The sequence below is a fragment of the Pseudomonas sp. W2I6 genome (assembly GCF_030815935.1).
Classification (GTDB): domain Bacteria; phylum Pseudomonadota; class Gammaproteobacteria; order Pseudomonadales; family Pseudomonadaceae; genus Aquipseudomonas.
In genome coordinates this window covers 5690568-5706245 of the sequence record NZ_JAUSXJ010000001.1, presented here as the reverse complement: position 1 = coordinate 5706245, position 15678 = coordinate 5690568, and the positions used below count along the sequence as shown (strand labels likewise).

Genomic DNA, 15678 nt, shown 5'->3' with positions numbered 1-15678 from the left:
ACAACACCCATCTAGCTTTCGGTGTTGCACTTGCCATGTCAAGCAAAAGTCTTGAAATGAGGATTTTTTAGCACGCGAAAAACTCCGACAGCGTTGTCAGAGAAGTTGTGCAGAATTCATGAAGTGCTTGATATACAAGGAGATGGGGCCACCGGCGGGAATCGAACCCGCGACCCACCGATTATGAGTCGGTTGCTCTAACCAATTGAGCTACAGTGGCGCTGAGGTGATGCAAAACTACCAGAAATGAGGTTCAAATGCCACACCGACATTCATACCACATAAGAACCTACGACCAAGGGATTATGAGTCCCCTGCTCTAACCAACTGAGCTATAGGCCCTCAGTAGGCCGCGGATTATAGCGATGGTTTCTTCGCTGTGCCATCCGAAAAGTCCGAAACGCTCATACGAAGGAACGTAGCGGCGAAAAGGTCCGGCGGCAGCGGCAGGCTGACGATATAGCCTTGCATCTGCTCACAACCTTCAGCCGCCAGAAACGCTTGCTGGGCCGGCGTTTCCACACCTTCGGCAATGATGGTGAATTGCATGCTGTGCCCCAGGGCAATAATGGCGCGCACGATCGCCGCATCGTGTGGGTCATCGGGCAGGCCGCGGACGAAGGATTGGTCGATCTTCAGGAAGTCCAGCGGCAGGCGTTTCAGGTAGCTGAGGGACGAATAGCCGGTGCCGAAGTCATCAATGGCCAGTTGCACGCCCAGATGCTTGAGCTGGTGCAGCACCTCCAGCGCTTCTTCGGCCTGGCTCATGATGAAGTTTTCGGTGATCTCCAGTTGCAGGCAGCCAGGCTCCAGGCGGTTGTCCCGCAGCAGTTGCTCGATGCGCGCCAGCAGGTTGGGGTGGCGCAGTTGCGCGCCGGCGAGGTTGACGGACAGCGGGCCGAAGTCATCAAAAATTTCTCGCCAGTCGTGCATCTGTCGGCAGGCCTGCTCCAGTACCCAGTCGCCAATCTGCAGGATCATGCCGTTCTCTTCGGCCAGGGCAATGAAGTGCTCGGGCGGCACTTCGCCGAAGGTGGGGTGGCGCCAGCGAATCAGGGCTTCGGCGCCGATCAGTTGTTGGGTGTCGAGGCTGAGTTTCGGCTGGTAATAGAGAGACAATTCGTCGCGCTCGATCGCTCGGCGCAGTTCGTGTTCCAGGGCCACGCGCTCGTTGGCTTGCGCAGTGAGGTCCTGGGTGTAGCTTTCGACGCGGTTGCGGCCTTTGGCCTTGGAGCGGTACATGGCGGCGTCAGCGTTTTTGACCAGGGTGGCGACGTCGTTGCCGTCCCGTGGGTACAGGCTGGTGCCGATGCTGGCGCTGATGAAGAACTCATGCTCGCCCGCCTGGAACGGTGGGGTGAAGCAGGCCAGCAGCTTATTGGCCAGGTGTTCGGCGTCGCTGGCTTGTTGCAGGCCGGGCAGCAGGATGATGAATTCGTCGCCACCCAGGCGCGCGACGGTGTCGACGTCTCGCAGTTGGTCCTTGAGGCGAACGGCGATGTCCTTGAGCAGCAGGTCGCCAATCGGGTGGCCGAGGCTGTCGTTGATGTGTTTGAAACGGTCGAGGTCGAGGAACAGCACGGCGCCCTGGCTGCCGGTTTCCTGTTGGTTGTTGAGGGCGGCTTGCAGGCGGCTTTCAAACAGGGTGCGGTTGGGCAGGCCGGTCAGCGGGTCGTGGTGGGCCTGGTAATCGAGGCGCGCCTGGGCGTGCTTGAGGCTGGAGATGTCGGCAAACACGGCGACGAAGTGGGTGATCGACTCCTCGCGGTTGCGCACGGCGCTGATGGTCAGCCAGCTGGGGTACAGCTCGCCGTTCTTGCGCCGGTTGGAGATCTCGCCTTGCCAGTGGCCGTTGGCCGTCAGTTGGTGCCACATGGCGGCGTAGAAGGCGCTGTCGTGCAGGCCCGAGGCAAGCAGGCGCGGGGTTTGGCCAAGGGCTTCGGCTTCGCTGTAGCCGGTGATCTCGCTGAAGGCGCGGTTCACGGCGCTGATATTTTGCCGGGTGTCGGTGATCAGTACGCCTTCGGCCGTGCTCTCGAACACGGTGGCGGCCTGTTGCAGTTTTTCCTGCATCAGTTGGCGTTCGGTGATGTCCCGGGCGATGGTCAGCATGCAGTCGTCGTCGCCGATGGGCAGCGGGCGGCTGGAGACTTCACACAGGCGAATTTCGCCGTCGCTGCGGCGGATGTGGCAGACAAAGTCGCGGACAAATCCATCCCGTTGCAGCCGCTCCAGCATGTCTTTGCGTTCGTTCAGGTCGACCCAGATCCCGAGGTCCAGGGTTGACTGGTCCAGCGACATCACGCTGTTGAAGCCGGTAATACGGCTGAATCCTTCGTTGACCTCAATCAGCAAACCGTCGCTTTGGCGGGACAACAGCAGGCCGTCGGGAGAGGCATGAAAGGCCTTGGCGAATTTCTCTTCGGAGGTCTGCAGTCGCTGCTGGGTTTCTTTCAGCTGGGTGATGTCACGCACCACCACGACCAGGGCTTCGGTGGTATCCAGTTGAAAGGGTTCGGCGGAGATCAGTCCGGTGAAGGCCTGGCCGTTGCTGCGCAGGAAGGGCATTTCCAGGTTGCGGATGCTGGTGGTCTGTACCCGTTGCAGCAGGCCGGGGCCTACGCCCTGGATGCCCCAGATATTCAGTTCAGTGGCGGTTTTTCCTACGACTGCTTCGGCGCTCAGGCCGATCTGGTCTTCGAATGCCTTATTGACCTCCATCAGGCAGCCGTCCGACAGCCGGGCGATGACCAGGATGTCCGGGCATTGCTGGAACACAGAGGCGAATTTCTGTTCCGAAAGCTGCAACGCTTCCTCGGTGCGCTTGGCTTCGCTGATGTCGATCATCAGGCCGCGCAGCACGGGTTCGTGGCCGTGTTCGATCAGGCTGACGATGTCCCGTACCCACAGGCAGCGTCCATCGGCGGTGATCACCCGGTAGTCGACACTGTGGTCGCGGTTGGCCCGGGTTTCGGCGTAGCAATAGGACTCGGTGCGGGTCAGGTCCGCGGGGTGGATGATGTTGCGCCAGAAGCCCGGGATCAGCCAGTGGGCACGGGGGTAACCCAGCAGTTCCTCGGCGTGGGGCGACACGTAGCTGTAGGTGAAATCGCTGATGCTGGCTTCCCAGGCGATCGCGGAAAGGCTCTCCACCAGGCCGCGATAGTGGTATTCGCTGCTGCGCAGTTCCTGTTCGAGGGCGACCCGGCGGGAAATTTCCGAGCTGAGCCGACGATTGATCCGGATAACCACGGCCAGCACGATGCTCAGCAACAGCACGGCAGGCAACCCGTAGAGCAGCACATCCGTCCAGAGCGTGCGGTGGTCGATGACGTTGCCGACCCAGCGCTGCTGGATGGCCTCGGTCTCAGACGGGCTGATGTCGGCCAGGACTTTATCGAGGATGCCCACCAGCATCTTGTCGTCCTTGGGTACGCCCATGGCCAACTGATAGCGGTAAGGCGTTTCGCCGCTGATGTACAGGCCTTCCAGCTTGAGTTGACGCAGGCTCCACACGCTGGACGCCAGATCGCCCACTACGGCGTCGACCTTGTCGGTGGCCAGGGCCTGCAGCGTAGCGCTGACATTGGGCATGGCCACGAGATTGAGGTCCGGGTGGTGAGTGCGCAGCAGTTCATGGGGCGCGTAGTTTTCCACCACGGCCACTTTCAACCCGTACAGGTCTTTGAGGCTGCGTGGTTGCGGGCCGCCTTCGTGGGCGAGGATGACGATGGGGAAGTCGAGATAAGGCCGGGTAAACGACAGGAAACCCTGGCGTTCCGGTGTGGACATGATGCCCGGCAGCAGGTCGAGCTGGTTGTTGCGGGCCTGTTCCAGCACGGCGCTCCAGTTCACCGGCTCGATCAGTTTGATCCTGACGCCAAGGCGATCCTGCATCAGCCGCACATAATCAGCGGCCAGGCCCTGGTAGCGACCATCTTCATCGCGGTATTCAAAGGGTGGCCAAGAGGCGTCGACGCCCAGGCGCAACTCTTGGTGGTCCGCCAGCCAGCCACGCTCTTCATCGGTGAGAGTCAACGCGCCAGCCGTTGCGGTCCAGGTCAGCAGCGACAGCAGTAACACGGTCGGCAATCTGGGCATAACGGTCTCGTTATGGCACGGGGAATGTTTCGAGTGTAGACGGGCATTGCGGGGGAGGGGAGTCAGCGAGGATTTAATCTGTAGAAGCAAAAACCCCGGCCTGGGCCGGGGTTTTTGTGATCACTCGTCGAGGAAGGAGCGCAAATGCTCGCTTCTCGTCGGGTGGCGCAGCTTGCGCAGCGCCTTGGCTTCGATCTGACGAATCCGCTCACGGGTAACGTCGAACTGCTTACCAACCTCCTCAAGGGTGTGGTCGGTATTCATGTCGATGCCGAAGCGCATGCGCAGTACCTTGGCTTCACGGGCAGTGAGGCCGGACAGTACGTCGCGAGTCGCTTCTTTCAGGCTCTCAACGGTAGCAACATCGATTGGCGACTGCATGGTCGAGTCTTCGATGAAGTCACCCAGATGGGAGTCTTCGTCATCACCGATCGGGGTTTCCATGGAGATCGGCTCTTTAGCGATCTTCAATACCTTGCGGATTTTATCCTCAGGCATTTCCATGCGTTCGCCCAACTCTTCCGGGGTCGGTTCGCGACCCATTTCCTGCAACATCTGCCGGGAAATACGGTTGAGCTTGTTGATCGTCTCGATCATGTGCACCGGAATACGGATGGTGCGGGCCTGGTCGGCGATCGAGCGAGTGATCGCCTGACGGATCCACCAGGTGGCATAAGTCGAGAACTTGTAGCCGCGACGGTATTCGAACTTGTCCACCGCTTTCATCAAGCCGATGTTGCCTTCCTGGATCAGATCGAGGAATTGCAGGCCACGGTTGGTGTACTTCTTGGCGATGGAGATCACCAGACGCAAGTTCGCTTCAACCATCTCTTTCTTCGCGCGGCGGGCCTTGGCCTCACCGATCGACATGCGACGGTTGATGTCCTTGATCTCGGCAATCGTCAGACCGGTTTCGGTCTGCAATGCAGTCAGCTTCTGCTGGCAACGAACGATGTCGGCCTGGAAGCGACCAATGGCTTCAGCGTATTTGCTTTTGCCTTTGGCCAGTGCGTCGGTCCAGCTTTCGTCGACTTCGTTGCCCGGGAACTGGCGCAGGAAGTCGGCACGCGGCATGCGCGCATCACGGACACAGAGCTGCATGATCGCACGCTCTTGTGCACGCAGACGCTCAAGGGCGCTACGAACCCGCTCAACCAGGCCTTCGAATTGCTTCGGTACCAGTTTGATCGGCATGAAGAGTTCAGCCAGGGCCAGCAATTCAGCAGTTGCCTGCTTGCTGCCGCGACCGTGCTTCTTCAGGGCCTTGCGAGCCAGTTCCATCTGATCGGAGACCGCGCCAAAGCGCTGGGCTGCGATGATCGGATCCGGACCGCTTTCGACTTCTTCTTCGTCATCGGTGCTGGCTTCAGCTTCGTCGTCGTCGGTGTCGTCGTCTGCTTTCGCAGCCTTGGCATCGATCGGTGGCGGAATTTCAGCCGCAGGTGGCGCAATGCCGTCGTCCGGGTCGATATAACCGCTCAGGACGTCGGACAGGCGGCCACCTTCGGTGGTGACGCGAGTGTACTCGGAGAGAATGTGGTCAACCGTGCCTGGGAAGTGCGCGATTGCGCCCATCACTTCACGGATGCCCTCTTCGATACGCTTGGCGATTTCGATTTCGCCTTCACGTGTCAGCAGCTCTACCGTACCCATTTCGCGCATATACATGCGCACAGGGTCAGTCGTGCGACCGATGTCGGTCTCGACCGCTGCCAACGCGGCGGCTGCTTCTTCAGCGGCTGCCTCGTCGGTATCGGCGTCGGCCAACATAAGGGCGTCCGCATCCGGAGCACTCTCGTGTACGGGGATCCCCATGTCATTAATCATGCGGATGATGTCTTCCACCTGCTCTGGATCTGAAATATCCTCAGGCAGGTGGTCGTTGACCTCTGCGTAAGTCAGATACTTCTGCTCACGACCAAGGGTGATCAACTCTTTGATACGAGACTGCTGTTGCGCTTTTCCGGACATAACACCCTATCCACTGAAGGTCTTGGCGGGCAAAAAACAAGCCGAGGATTATACCCGAGCTATGACCTCACACGCCAGCTGAGGTCGGGTTTGATGCGGAAACATTGCGACTTAAAAGGTCGCGCAGTTGATTTTTCTCTTCGGCGGTCAATTCACTCTGACGCGCTTTTCGAAGAAGTTGTTCCAGGTTTCGCTCGCGTTGACGAGCTACCAAGCTAGTAATGGTGTCGAAAAACTGTTGTTCAAGGTTATCGCCATCAATCAGCCATTCCTTTTCTGCCAATGCCTTCAGCAAGCGGCCCTGTTCGGTGCCGTGCCAGCGTGCAATCAGCTGGAATGAGTTTAGCTTAGGATTCTTCTGTACGGCTTCGAGCAAGGCCACCAACAGTTGCGTATTGGTGTGGTCTTCGGCCGCAAAGTGCCCCGCATCCTCGACTTTTTGTGCCAGTTGCGGGTGGTGCAAAAGTGTACGCAGGGCTGCCATGGTGGGCGGCTCTACTGCTGCTGGGACGCGTGGGCCGCGCGGTTCGTCACGGTCACCGCCACGTTTGCCGTTTTTGTCCCAGGGTTTCTTGTCCCATTTCTTGCCGCCGGCGCCGGGTTTCTTCGGTGTCCACTCCTGCTGGGGCGTGTAGGCCTCCTGCGGTTGGTGGAAGTCGGAATAGTCCGGCATGGCGTCGTAATCCATGCCCGGGTCGTAGGCCGGCGGCGCCTCTTGCGGCGCGCTGCGGGCCAGCTGGCTGACGGCCTCGCCACTCAAGCCGGTGATTTCCAGCAGGCGCTGGCGCATCAGGGTCCGCAGGTTGGCGCCCGGAACCTTGTCGATCAGCGGGGCCGCGAGGGTGACCATGTGGGCCTTGCCTTCGAGGGAGCGCGGGTCGGACTCTTCGGTCAGTTGCTGGAAAAAGTAATCGGCCAGCGGTTGTGCGTGTTGGTTGATGCGCGCGCGGAACGCGTCGGTGCCTTCGGAGCGGACCAGGGTGTCCGGGTCTTCGCCTTCGGGCAGGAACAGGAAGCGTGCGCGCCGCCCGTCCTGCAGGCTCGACAGGGTCGACTCAAGGGCACGCCACGCTGCGTTGCGGCCGGCCTGGTCGCCGTCGAAGCAGAACAGTACGTTGGGCACCACGCGAAACAGGCGCTTCAAGTGCTCTTCGCTGGTCGCGGTGCCCAGGGTCGCCACGGCGTTACGCAAACCTTGCTGGGCCAGGGCAATCACGTCCATATAGCCTTCAACCACGATGATTTCGTCGAGGTTGCGGTTGTTCTTGCGCGCCTCAAACAGGCCGTAGAGTTCCTGGCCTTTATGAAACACCGGGGTTTCCGGTGAGTTCAGGTATTTGGGCTTGTCGTCCCCCAGCACCCGGCCGCCGAACGCGATGATGCGGCCGCGGCTGTCGCGGATCGGGAACATCACGCGGTCGCGGAAGCGGTCATAACGCTTGCCGGTCTCGGCGTTTTCCACCAACAGGCCGGCGTCGATCATGGCTTTTTGCTGCAGGGTGTCGCTGCTCAGGTGCTTGCACAGGTTGTCCCAGCCCGGCGGGGCGAAGCCGAGGCCGAAGTCGCGGGCGATTTCACCGGTCAGGCCGCGGCCCTTGAGGTAATCGACGGCGGCTTTGCGCTGCGGGTGGCTTTTCAGTGCCTGGCGGTAAAAGTCGGCAGCAGCGGTAAGCAGCGGGTACAGCGGCGAATCGGTGGGTTGCCGCGGTTTGTGCGGGCGGCCACTTTCTTCGCGGGGGATTTCCATGCCGGCGGCTTTCGCCAGTTCCTCGACGGCCTGGGGGAAGTCCAGGTTGTCGTGGTCCATGATGAAGCCGAGGGCGTTGCCGCCAGCGCCGCAGCCGAAGCAGTAGTAGAACTGCTTGTCGGGGCTGACGCTGAACGACGGAGTCTTTTCCTTGTGGAACGGGCAGCAGGCGGTGTAGTTCTTGCCGGCCTTTTTCATCTGCAGGCGCGAGCTGACAACATCGACGATGTCGGTGCGGTTCAGAAGGTCGTCAATAAAGCTCTGGGGAATTAGCCCGGCCATGGCGTTCTCGTCATCACTGCGTGTAAAAGAGGGCCCGCAAAGTGCTCAAGGCGCGCGTGTTGTGCGGCTCGATCTACTGTCGTCTGCTTGGTCTGTCAGGAAGTGTATCTGCCGAACATTCACTGACGTTAGTTCCGATCAGTGCCCGGCGTAGAAATGTTGCCCGGGAGTCCGGTCTTGGCCATGTGGGGGCCTCGGAAGCTCATCGGTGGGCGCAGCCGACCTGTTGATCGCCTGTTAAAAAATAAGTGTGCTCGTCAGTAGCCTTGTTAGGCTCGTCAGAAGAGACGTGCACCGCTGGCAAAAGAGCCAGTCCTGACGTGTGAAGCAGTTCGTTTCAGTCGCGTGTGCGGCGTCAACGGTGAAGCATCAAGCGATATCCGCAAATGCCAACAGCCCGGCTGAGGGCCGGGCTTGGCAGAAGCTTGCTACGAACGTCTGTGTATTAGTACAGACGAACGGCGCGGCGCTGCTCGCGCTGAACTTTCTTGGCGTGACGCTTAACAGCGGCTGCTGCTTTACGCTTACGCTCAGAAGTTGGCTTCTCGTAAAATTCGCGGCTACGAACTTCAGCCAGAACACCGGCTTTTTCGCAGGAGCGCTTGAAACGACGCAGAGCTACGTCGAAGGGTTCGTTCTCTTTTACTTTGACGGCTGGCATCCAGAGCTACCTTCTTTCATTACCGGGAATCAACGTTCTCGTCGCAAAAAATTCGCGGCTGAGGTCGTCGGTTTTTAAGGGTTGCGGATGTTAACCCCTCATTGCCCGGAATGCAAAGCCTCTGATCGAAAACCGCTAGTCGGGAGGGGGAGTGGCGACTATTATGCGCGCCTTCGAATTCAGCCTCTACAAGGCGCAAACCCATGCTAGTTCTGGGATTAGAAACCTCGTGCGACGAAACCGGTGTCGCACTTTACGACAGTGAACGCGGGCTTTTGGCCGACGCACTGTTCAGTCAGATCGACCTGCATCGCGCCTATGGCGGCGTGGTGCCGGAGCTGGCCAGCCGTGATCATGTCAAACGCATGCTGCCATTGATTCGCCAGGTGCTGGACGAGGCCGGCTGCGTGCCGACCGAGATCGACGCCATTGCCTATACCGCAGGCCCCGGATTGGTCGGAGCCCTGCTGGTTGGGGCCTCTTGCGCTCAGGCGCTGGCATTTGCCTGGGGCATTCCGGCCCTTGGTGTGCACCACATGGAAGGCCATCTACTGGCACCGATGCTGGAAGAAAACCCGCCAGGGTTCCCGTTCGTCGCTTTGTTGGTTTCAGGTGGCCATACGCAGCTGGTTCAGGTCGACGGAATCGGTCAATACACGCTGCTGGGCGAAAGCCTGGACGACGCTGCCGGTGAAGCTTTCGACAAGACTGCGAAGATGATGGGCCTCAATTATCCAGGCGGCCCGGAAATCGCCCGCTTGGCAGAAAAAGGCGTTCCGGGGCGCTATACCTTCCCGCGCCCGATGTGCGATCGCCCTGGCCTGATGTTCAGTTTCAGCGGCCTGAAAACCTCTGCCCTGAACACCTGGCAGCAGAGCGTCAGCGCCGGAGACGACAGTGAGCAAGCCCGTTGCGACATCTCGCTGGCGTTCCAGCAGGCCGTGGTGGAGACTTTGACCATCAAGTGCAAGCGGGCCCTGAAGCAGGCGGGCATGAAGCGCCTGGTGATCGCGGGCGGCGTCAGCGCGAACAAGGCGCTGCGCAGCTCCCTGGAGAAAATGCTCGGCGACATGAAGGGCGACGTGTTTTATGCGCGTCCCGAATTCTGCACCGACAACGGTGCGATGATCGCCTATGCCGGTTGCCAGCGTTTGCAGGCCGGGCAGCATGAAAGCCTGGCAATCAGCGTGCAGGCGCGCTGGCCGATGGAGCAGTTGCCGCCGCTGTAACGGGCGAACGTGAGCCGGGTTCACCGGGCGTATTTAAAAATGCCGTTCGCGCCCGGCAAACAGGTCGCGTAAATTGCCCCGGTGGCGCCAGACGATCAGCAGCGTGAGCACGCTCATCGGCACCAGTGCCTCCGGTTCCTGCCACGCCAGCAACGGCAGGGTCAGGGGCGTGGCGATGAGGGCGGCCAGCGAGCTGGTGCGTGTCAGGTAGAACGTCAGCAGCCAGGCCAGGATGGCCAGCAGCGCCGCCGGTGGGTAGATCCCCAGCAGCATGCCGGCCGCCGTCGCAACGCCTTTGCCGCCGCGAAAGCGAAAGTACAGCGGGAACAGGTGGCCGAGCACCGCGCAGACGCCGATCCAGGCTTGCTGTTGCAGCGACAGCCCGGCGAGATTGGCGATCAGCACCGGTAGCAGGCCCTTGCAGACGTCGCCGAACAGCGTGAGTACGGCGAGTTTCTTGCCGGCCAGGCGCAACATATTGGTGGCGCCGGCATTGCCTGAGCCACTCATTCGCGGGTCGGGATTTCCCGTCAGGCGGCTGAGCAAAATGGCGAAGGACAGCGAGCCGAGCAGGTAGGCGAGAGTCGCCAGTAACCAAAACATGCTAACTATTCCGGGCGAGGACGCCCTGATTCTAACGGGGCATCGCGCCCTTGTCGTGCAGCGGAGAAGAGTGCTTGGACAGAGTGTTTATCGAAGGCCTGGAAGTCGACACCGTGATCGGGGCCTACGACTGGGAGCGCGGTATCCGGCAATGCCTGCGTCTGGACCTGAGCTTCGCCTGGGATAACCGCCCGGCCGCTGCCGGTGATGACCTGACCCTGGCGCTGGATTACGCGAGCGTGTCCGCGCGGATCCAGGCCTTTGCCGAGCAGGCGCAATTCCAGCTGGTGGAAACCTTCGCCGAGCGCCTGGCTGAAGTGTTGATGAGTGAGTTCCAGATTCCCTGGCTGCACCTCAAACTGACCAAGCCCGGCGCCGTACCGGCCGCCAAGGGTGTGGGCGTGGAGATCGAGCGCGGATGTCGCTAACTCAGGTTTACCTTGGTCTTGGCAGTAACATCGAGCGTGAGGCCCATTTGCACGCTGGCCTTGATGCGCTGGCGGGTTTCCTGACGCAGATGCGCTGTTCGCCGGTGTTTGAAAGCCAGCCTGTGGGCATCAAGAGCGGGCCATTCTTCAATCTGGTGGTGTCGGCGTATACCGACCTGCCGTTGATGGAACTGGACCGCCGGCTGAAATTCATCGAGGCCGACAATGGCCGCTACGCCCCGGATCGCAAGGGCTTGCCGCTGGACATCGACGTGCTGCTGTATGGCGAGCTGGTGGGTAACTTCGATGGCCTGATCCTGCCCCGGGCCGAAATCCTGAAGAACGCGTTTGTGCTGTGGCCGCTGTCGTTGATGGCGCCGCAGCGTGTGCATCCTGAGGTGGGCAAGTCATTTGCCGCGCTGTGGCAGGATGCACACATTGACCAGGTACTGGCGCCGGTCGCGTTCGAATGGCGGGATCAGCCGTTGACGCCGGACTCGCTCTTGTAGGCTTTTAGCGCCTTGAGCCGTTCGCGTTTCAGCGCTTCGCCCAGTTCGGGACCTTTGTAGCCTTGTTCCAGTAGCGGCGCGACGGCCACACCTCTGGCCGCCAGCGCCGCACCGCGCAAATAATCGGCTTGTGGATAACTTCTCTGCTCAAGGCCCTTGCGCCCGCGGGCGTCCATCTCGCATGCCACCACAAACTCTTCAAAGCGTTGCGGGCGACGGTAAACGTCGAAGCTTTGCAGCAACTCCAGCAATGTCGAGGGCCTCAGCTCCAGTGCGCGGTGGCCATGGGTGTGATATTCGCCCACCAGCAACGCCAACTCCTGGCAATCCCTTGGCACCTTGAAGCGTTCGTTCATCGCCTTGATCAGCTTCACGCCGCGTTGCTCATGAGCGATGTGCTGCGGCAACTTGTCCACAGGCGTGAGGCCCTTGCCCAGATCGTGCAGCAGGCAGGCCCAGCGGACGGTCAACGGTTGGGCATGGATGGCCGCCTGTTCCAGCACGCTCAATGTGTGCACGCCGGTATCGATTTCGGGGTGATGGGCCTCGGGTTGCGGCACGCCAAACAGTGCGTCGATTTCCGGCATCAGGGTTTTCAGGGCGCCGCAATCGCGCAGCACCTGGATAAACACCTGTGGCTGGTTTTCCATCAATGCGCGGGAAATCTCCTTCCAGCTGCGTTCGGGCGTCAAGGCTTCCAGTTCGCCCGACGCGCTGAGTTCGCGCATCAGTTCCAGGGTTTCGGGCGCTACCGTAAAGCCGAGGCCGGCATAGCGCGCAGCAAAGCGGGCAACGCGCAGGACACGCAATGGATCTTCGGCAAACGCCGGGGAAACGTGACGCAGAATGCGTGCGTCCAGATCCTGCTGGCCGTGATAAGGGTCGGTCAGGTTGCCCGCGTCATCCTCGGCCATGGCGTTGATGGTCAGGTCGCGGCGGATCAGGTCTTCTTCCAGGGTAACTTCGGGGCTGGCGTGAAACACAAAGCCGCCATAACCCCGGCCGCTCTTGCGCTCCGTGCGGGCGAGGGCGTACTCGTCACCATTTTTCGGGTCAAGAAATACCGGGAAGTCCGACCCCACAGGCTTGTAGCCCAGGGCGAGCATTTCTTCAGTGGTAGCGCCGACTACGACACGGTCGATATCGGTAACGGGGATGCCCAGCAGGCGATCACGTACCGCACCACCGACTTTGTAGATTTGCATGAAAAAGCCTCCATTAGCGGCACAGGATAACGCCTGCGGCCCGCCAATGGAGGCTTTGCCGTTTCACAGATGCACGACTGCCAGGTCCAGGCGGCCGTAATCGTTGTCGCTGTGCTCGTTACGCGGCGGAACGTGGTGGGTTTTCATCACCTGGTCGCCTTGCAGCGTTTCCAGGTGGATATCGAACCCCCACAGCCGGTGCAGGTGCTTGAGAACCTCCTCAGTGGACTCTCCCAGCGGTTTGCGGTCGTGCTGCTGGTGGCGCAGGGTCAGCGAGCGGTCGCCGCGTACGTCGATGCTGTAGATCTGCACATTGGGTTCGCGGTTGCCCAGGTTGTACTGCGCCGCGAGGGTTTCGCGGATGGTGCGATAGCCCGGCTCGTCATGAATGGCGGGCACCAGCAGATCGTCCTTGAGGTCGTCGTCCATGATGCTGAACAGCTTGAGGTCTCGAATCACCTGGGGGGACAGGTACTGCAGGATGAAGCTCTCATCCTTGAAGCTGCTCATGGCGAACTTGATGGTCGACAACCAATCGCTGCCGGCAATCTCCGGGAACCAGCGGCGGTCTTCTTCGGTGGGGTGCTCGCACATGCGCCGGATATCGCGGTACATCGCAAAGCCCAATGCATACGGGTTGATACCGCTGTAGTAGGGGCTGTCGAAGCCCGGCTGGAAGACCACGCTGGTGTGGGACGTCAGAAACTCCATCATGAAACCGTCGGTGACCAGGCCTTCGTCATACAGGTCGTTCATCAGGGTGTAGTGCCAGAACGTGGCCCAGCCTTCGTTCATCACCTGGGTCTGGCGTTGTGGGTAGAAGTACTGGGCAATCTTGCGCACGATTCGCACGATTTCCCGCTGCCAGGGCTCCAGCAATGGCGCGTGCTTTTCGATGAAATACAGGATGTTTTCCTGAGGTTCGGCGGGGAAGCGCGCATTGTCCTTGTCGTTGTTCTTGCCGGCGCGTTTGGGAATGGTGCGCCACAGGTCGTTGATCTGCTTTTGCAGATGCTCTTCACGGTCCTTCTGGCGCAGCCGTTCTTCTTCGGCGGAAATCGGATACGGGCGTTTATAGCGGTCGACGCCGTAGTTCATCAGGGCATGGCAGGAGTCCAGCAGGTCTTCCACCGCATCGATGCCGTGGCGCTCCTCGCACTGCATGATGTACTGCTTGGCAAATACCAGGTAATCGATGATCGAGCTGGCATCGGTCCAGGTGCGGAACAGGTAGTTACCCTTGAAGAAGCTGTTATGCCCGTAGCACGCGTGGGCCACCACCAGCGCCTGCATGCAGATGGTGTTTTCTTCCATCAGGTAGGCGATGCACGGGTCGGAGTTGATGACGATTTCGTAGGCCAGGCCCATCTGGCCGCGGGTATAGGACTTTTCAGTGCTGAGGAAGTGTTTGCCGTAGGACCAGTGGTGATAGCCCAGGGGCATGCCCACGGACGCATAGGCATCCATCATCTGTTCGGCGGTGATCACTTCGATCTGGTTGGGGTAGGTATCCAGGGCATAACCCGCCGCGATGCGGCTGATTTCCCGGTCATAGGCCTGGATGAGTTCGAAGGTCCATTCGGACCCCGTGGATATGGGTTGGCGCTTATGCTCTTTGGCGGTCATGTCACTAACCTGCGCTGGAAGAGTTCACGGAAGACCGGATAGATATCGCCGGCCGAGACCAATTGTTGCTGGGCGAAGGTGTCAGCGAAGGCTTCGCTGATGCGCTCGTATTCGAACCACAGGGCCTGATGCTCGCGCGGGGTGATTTCGACGTAGGTGTAGTACTGCACGAACGGCATGATCTGGTTGATCAGGATGTCGCGGCAGATCGGCGAGTCGTCGTTCCAGTTGTCGCCGTCGGAAGCCTGGGCGGCGTAGATGTTCCACTCGTTGGCCGGATAGCGTTCGGCCATGATTTCCTGCATCAGCTTCAAGGCGCTGGAGACGATGGTGCCGCCGGTTTCCCGCGAGTAGAAGAATTCCTCCTCGTCGACTTCCCTGGCGCTGGTGTGATGGCGGATGAACACCACATCGATCTTGTCGTAGTTACGCTTGAGAAACAGGTACAGCAGGATGAAGAAGCGCTTGGCGATGTCCTTGGTCGCCTGGGTCATGGAGCCGGACACGTCCATCAGGCAGAACATCACCGCCTTGGAACTGGGATTGGGTTGCTTGACCAGCAGGTTGTACTTCAGGTCGAAGGTGTCGAGAAACGGCACACGATGGATTCGCGCGCTGAGTTTGGCGATTTCGGCTTCAATTTCCTGGATATCGCCGAAGTTGTCCGGCTCTTCGCGTTTCAGGCGTTCCAGTTCCGCCTTGGCATCCCGCAGTTTTGCCCGGCTGCTGCCAGACAAGGCGATACGTCGCGCATGGGCCGAGCGCAGGGTGCGGATGATGTTGATCCGTGACGGGTTGCCTTCGTTGCTGATCCCGGCACGCACGGTCTTGAAGGTGTCGGTACCGGTCAGGTTGCGTTTGACCAGGTTGGGCAGTTCCAGGTCTTCGAACATGAATTCCAGGAACTCTTCCTGGGTGATCTGGAACACGAACTCATCCATGCCTTCGCCGGAGTTGCCGGCCTTGCCCGGGCCTTTGCCGCCCGCGCCGCCCTGGGGCCGCTGGATATGTTCGCCGCTGGTGAATTCCTTGTTGCCGGGATGCACGACGGTCTGTTTGCCGCCCCGGCCGTGGTGCAGCACCGGTTCATCGATGTCGCGCCCGGGGATGCTGATCTGTTCGCCATGCTCCATATCGGTGATGGAACGGCGGCTGACGGCCTCTTCGACGGCCTTTTTGATGTGGTCACGGTAACGCCGCAGGAACCGCTGGCGGTTTACCGTGCTCTTGTTCTTGCCATTGAGACGTCGGTCGATCACATAGCTCATGTAGGAGCCCTCCGGGCAGCTTCAAGTTACAAGCTTCAAGCGGCAAGC

Annotated in this window: 11 protein-coding genes and 1 tRNA gene; 3 read left to right on the top strand and 9 right to left on the bottom strand. The window is 60.2% G+C overall.

Annotated elements, in window-relative coordinates; all coding sequences use genetic code 11:
• Window positions 1-143: 143 nt before the first annotated feature.
• The 5 genes from QF039_RS26420 to rpsU form a co-directional block, all read right to left on the bottom strand.
• Window positions 144-220, bottom strand: a tRNA-Ile gene (locus QF039_RS26420).
• A 137-nt stretch (window positions 221-357) separates the two neighbouring features.
• Complete coding sequence (locus QF039_RS26415) at window positions 358-4101, bottom strand: bifunctional diguanylate cyclase/phosphodiesterase (protein ID WP_177008800.1); 3744 nt, start codon at window positions 4099-4101, stop codon at window positions 358-360.
• Window positions 4102-4221: 120 nt separating this feature from the next.
• Window positions 4222-6072: an RNA polymerase sigma factor RpoD gene (gene rpoD / locus QF039_RS26410; RefSeq protein ID WP_003211014.1), complete on the bottom strand. Its 1851-nt coding sequence runs from the start codon at window positions 6070-6072 to the stop codon at window positions 4222-4224.
• Between the two features lie 67 nt (window positions 6073-6139).
• Window positions 6140-8101, bottom strand: coding sequence for a DNA primase (gene dnaG, locus QF039_RS26405; protein ID WP_307521448.1), 1962 nt, complete (start codon window positions 8099-8101; stop codon window positions 6140-6142).
• A 445-nt stretch (window positions 8102-8546) separates the two neighbouring features.
• The gene (gene rpsU, locus QF039_RS26400) at window positions 8547-8762 is read right to left on the bottom strand and encodes a 30S ribosomal protein S21 (protein WP_002551877.1); all 216 of its coding nucleotides are present in this window, start codon (window positions 8760-8762) and stop codon (window positions 8547-8549) included.
• Between the two features lie 203 nt (window positions 8763-8965).
• On the opposite strand from rpsU, the gene tsaD reads away from it, so the two are divergent.
• On the top strand, window positions 8966-9991 hold the full coding sequence (tsaD, locus tag QF039_RS26395; protein ID WP_177020662.1) for a tRNA (adenosine(37)-N6)-threonylcarbamoyltransferase complex transferase subunit TsaD: 1026 nt from the start codon (window positions 8966-8968) through the stop codon (window positions 9989-9991).
• A 33-nt stretch (window positions 9992-10024) separates the two neighbouring features.
• Here tsaD and plsY read toward each other — a convergent pair whose 3' ends face one another.
• On the bottom strand, window positions 10025-10594 hold the full coding sequence (plsY, locus tag QF039_RS26390) for a glycerol-3-phosphate 1-O-acyltransferase PlsY (RefSeq protein ID WP_307521445.1): 570 nt from the start codon (window positions 10592-10594) through the stop codon (window positions 10025-10027).
• A gap of 74 nt (window positions 10595-10668) precedes the next feature.
• Here plsY and folB point away from each other — a divergent pair, with 74 nt between their 5' ends.
• Together folB and folK are read left to right on the top strand one after the other, a co-directional pair.
• Window positions 10669-11022 carry a dihydroneopterin aldolase gene (folB, locus tag QF039_RS26385; protein WP_003211007.1) on the top strand — a complete coding sequence of 118 codons (354 nt, stop codon included), beginning with the start codon at window positions 10669-10671 and terminating at the stop codon, window positions 11020-11022.
• Window positions 11013-11531 (top strand): 2-amino-4-hydroxy-6-hydroxymethyldihydropteridine diphosphokinase, encoded by a 519-nt coding sequence (folK, locus tag QF039_RS26380; protein ID WP_003211005.1) that lies wholly within the window; start codon window positions 11013-11015, stop codon window positions 11529-11531. Before folB ends, folK begins: the two co-directional genes overlap by 10 nt.
• On the opposite strand, the gene QF039_RS26375 is transcribed toward folK, so the two are convergent.
• The 3 genes from QF039_RS26375 to QF039_RS26365 all read right to left on the bottom strand — a co-directional run bounded on the left by QF039_RS26375 (window position 11501) and on the right by QF039_RS26365 (window position 15630).
• Complete coding sequence (locus QF039_RS26375) at window positions 11501-12736, bottom strand: multifunctional CCA addition/repair protein (protein WP_008434412.1); 1236 nt, start codon at window positions 12734-12736, stop codon at window positions 11501-11503. The two genes, folK and QF039_RS26375, sit on opposite strands and share 31 nt — an antisense overlap.
• Window positions 12737-12799: 63 nt before the next feature.
• On the bottom strand, window positions 12800-14362 hold the full coding sequence (locus QF039_RS26370) for a SpoVR family protein (protein ID WP_102370017.1): 1563 nt from the start codon (window positions 14360-14362) through the stop codon (window positions 12800-12802).
• Entirely contained in the window at window positions 14359-15630 is a 1272-nt protein-coding gene (locus QF039_RS26365; RefSeq protein WP_003211000.1) for a YeaH/YhbH family protein, read from the bottom strand. Before QF039_RS26365 ends, QF039_RS26370 begins: the two co-directional genes overlap by 4 nt.
• Window positions 15631-15678: the final 48 nt, after the last annotated feature.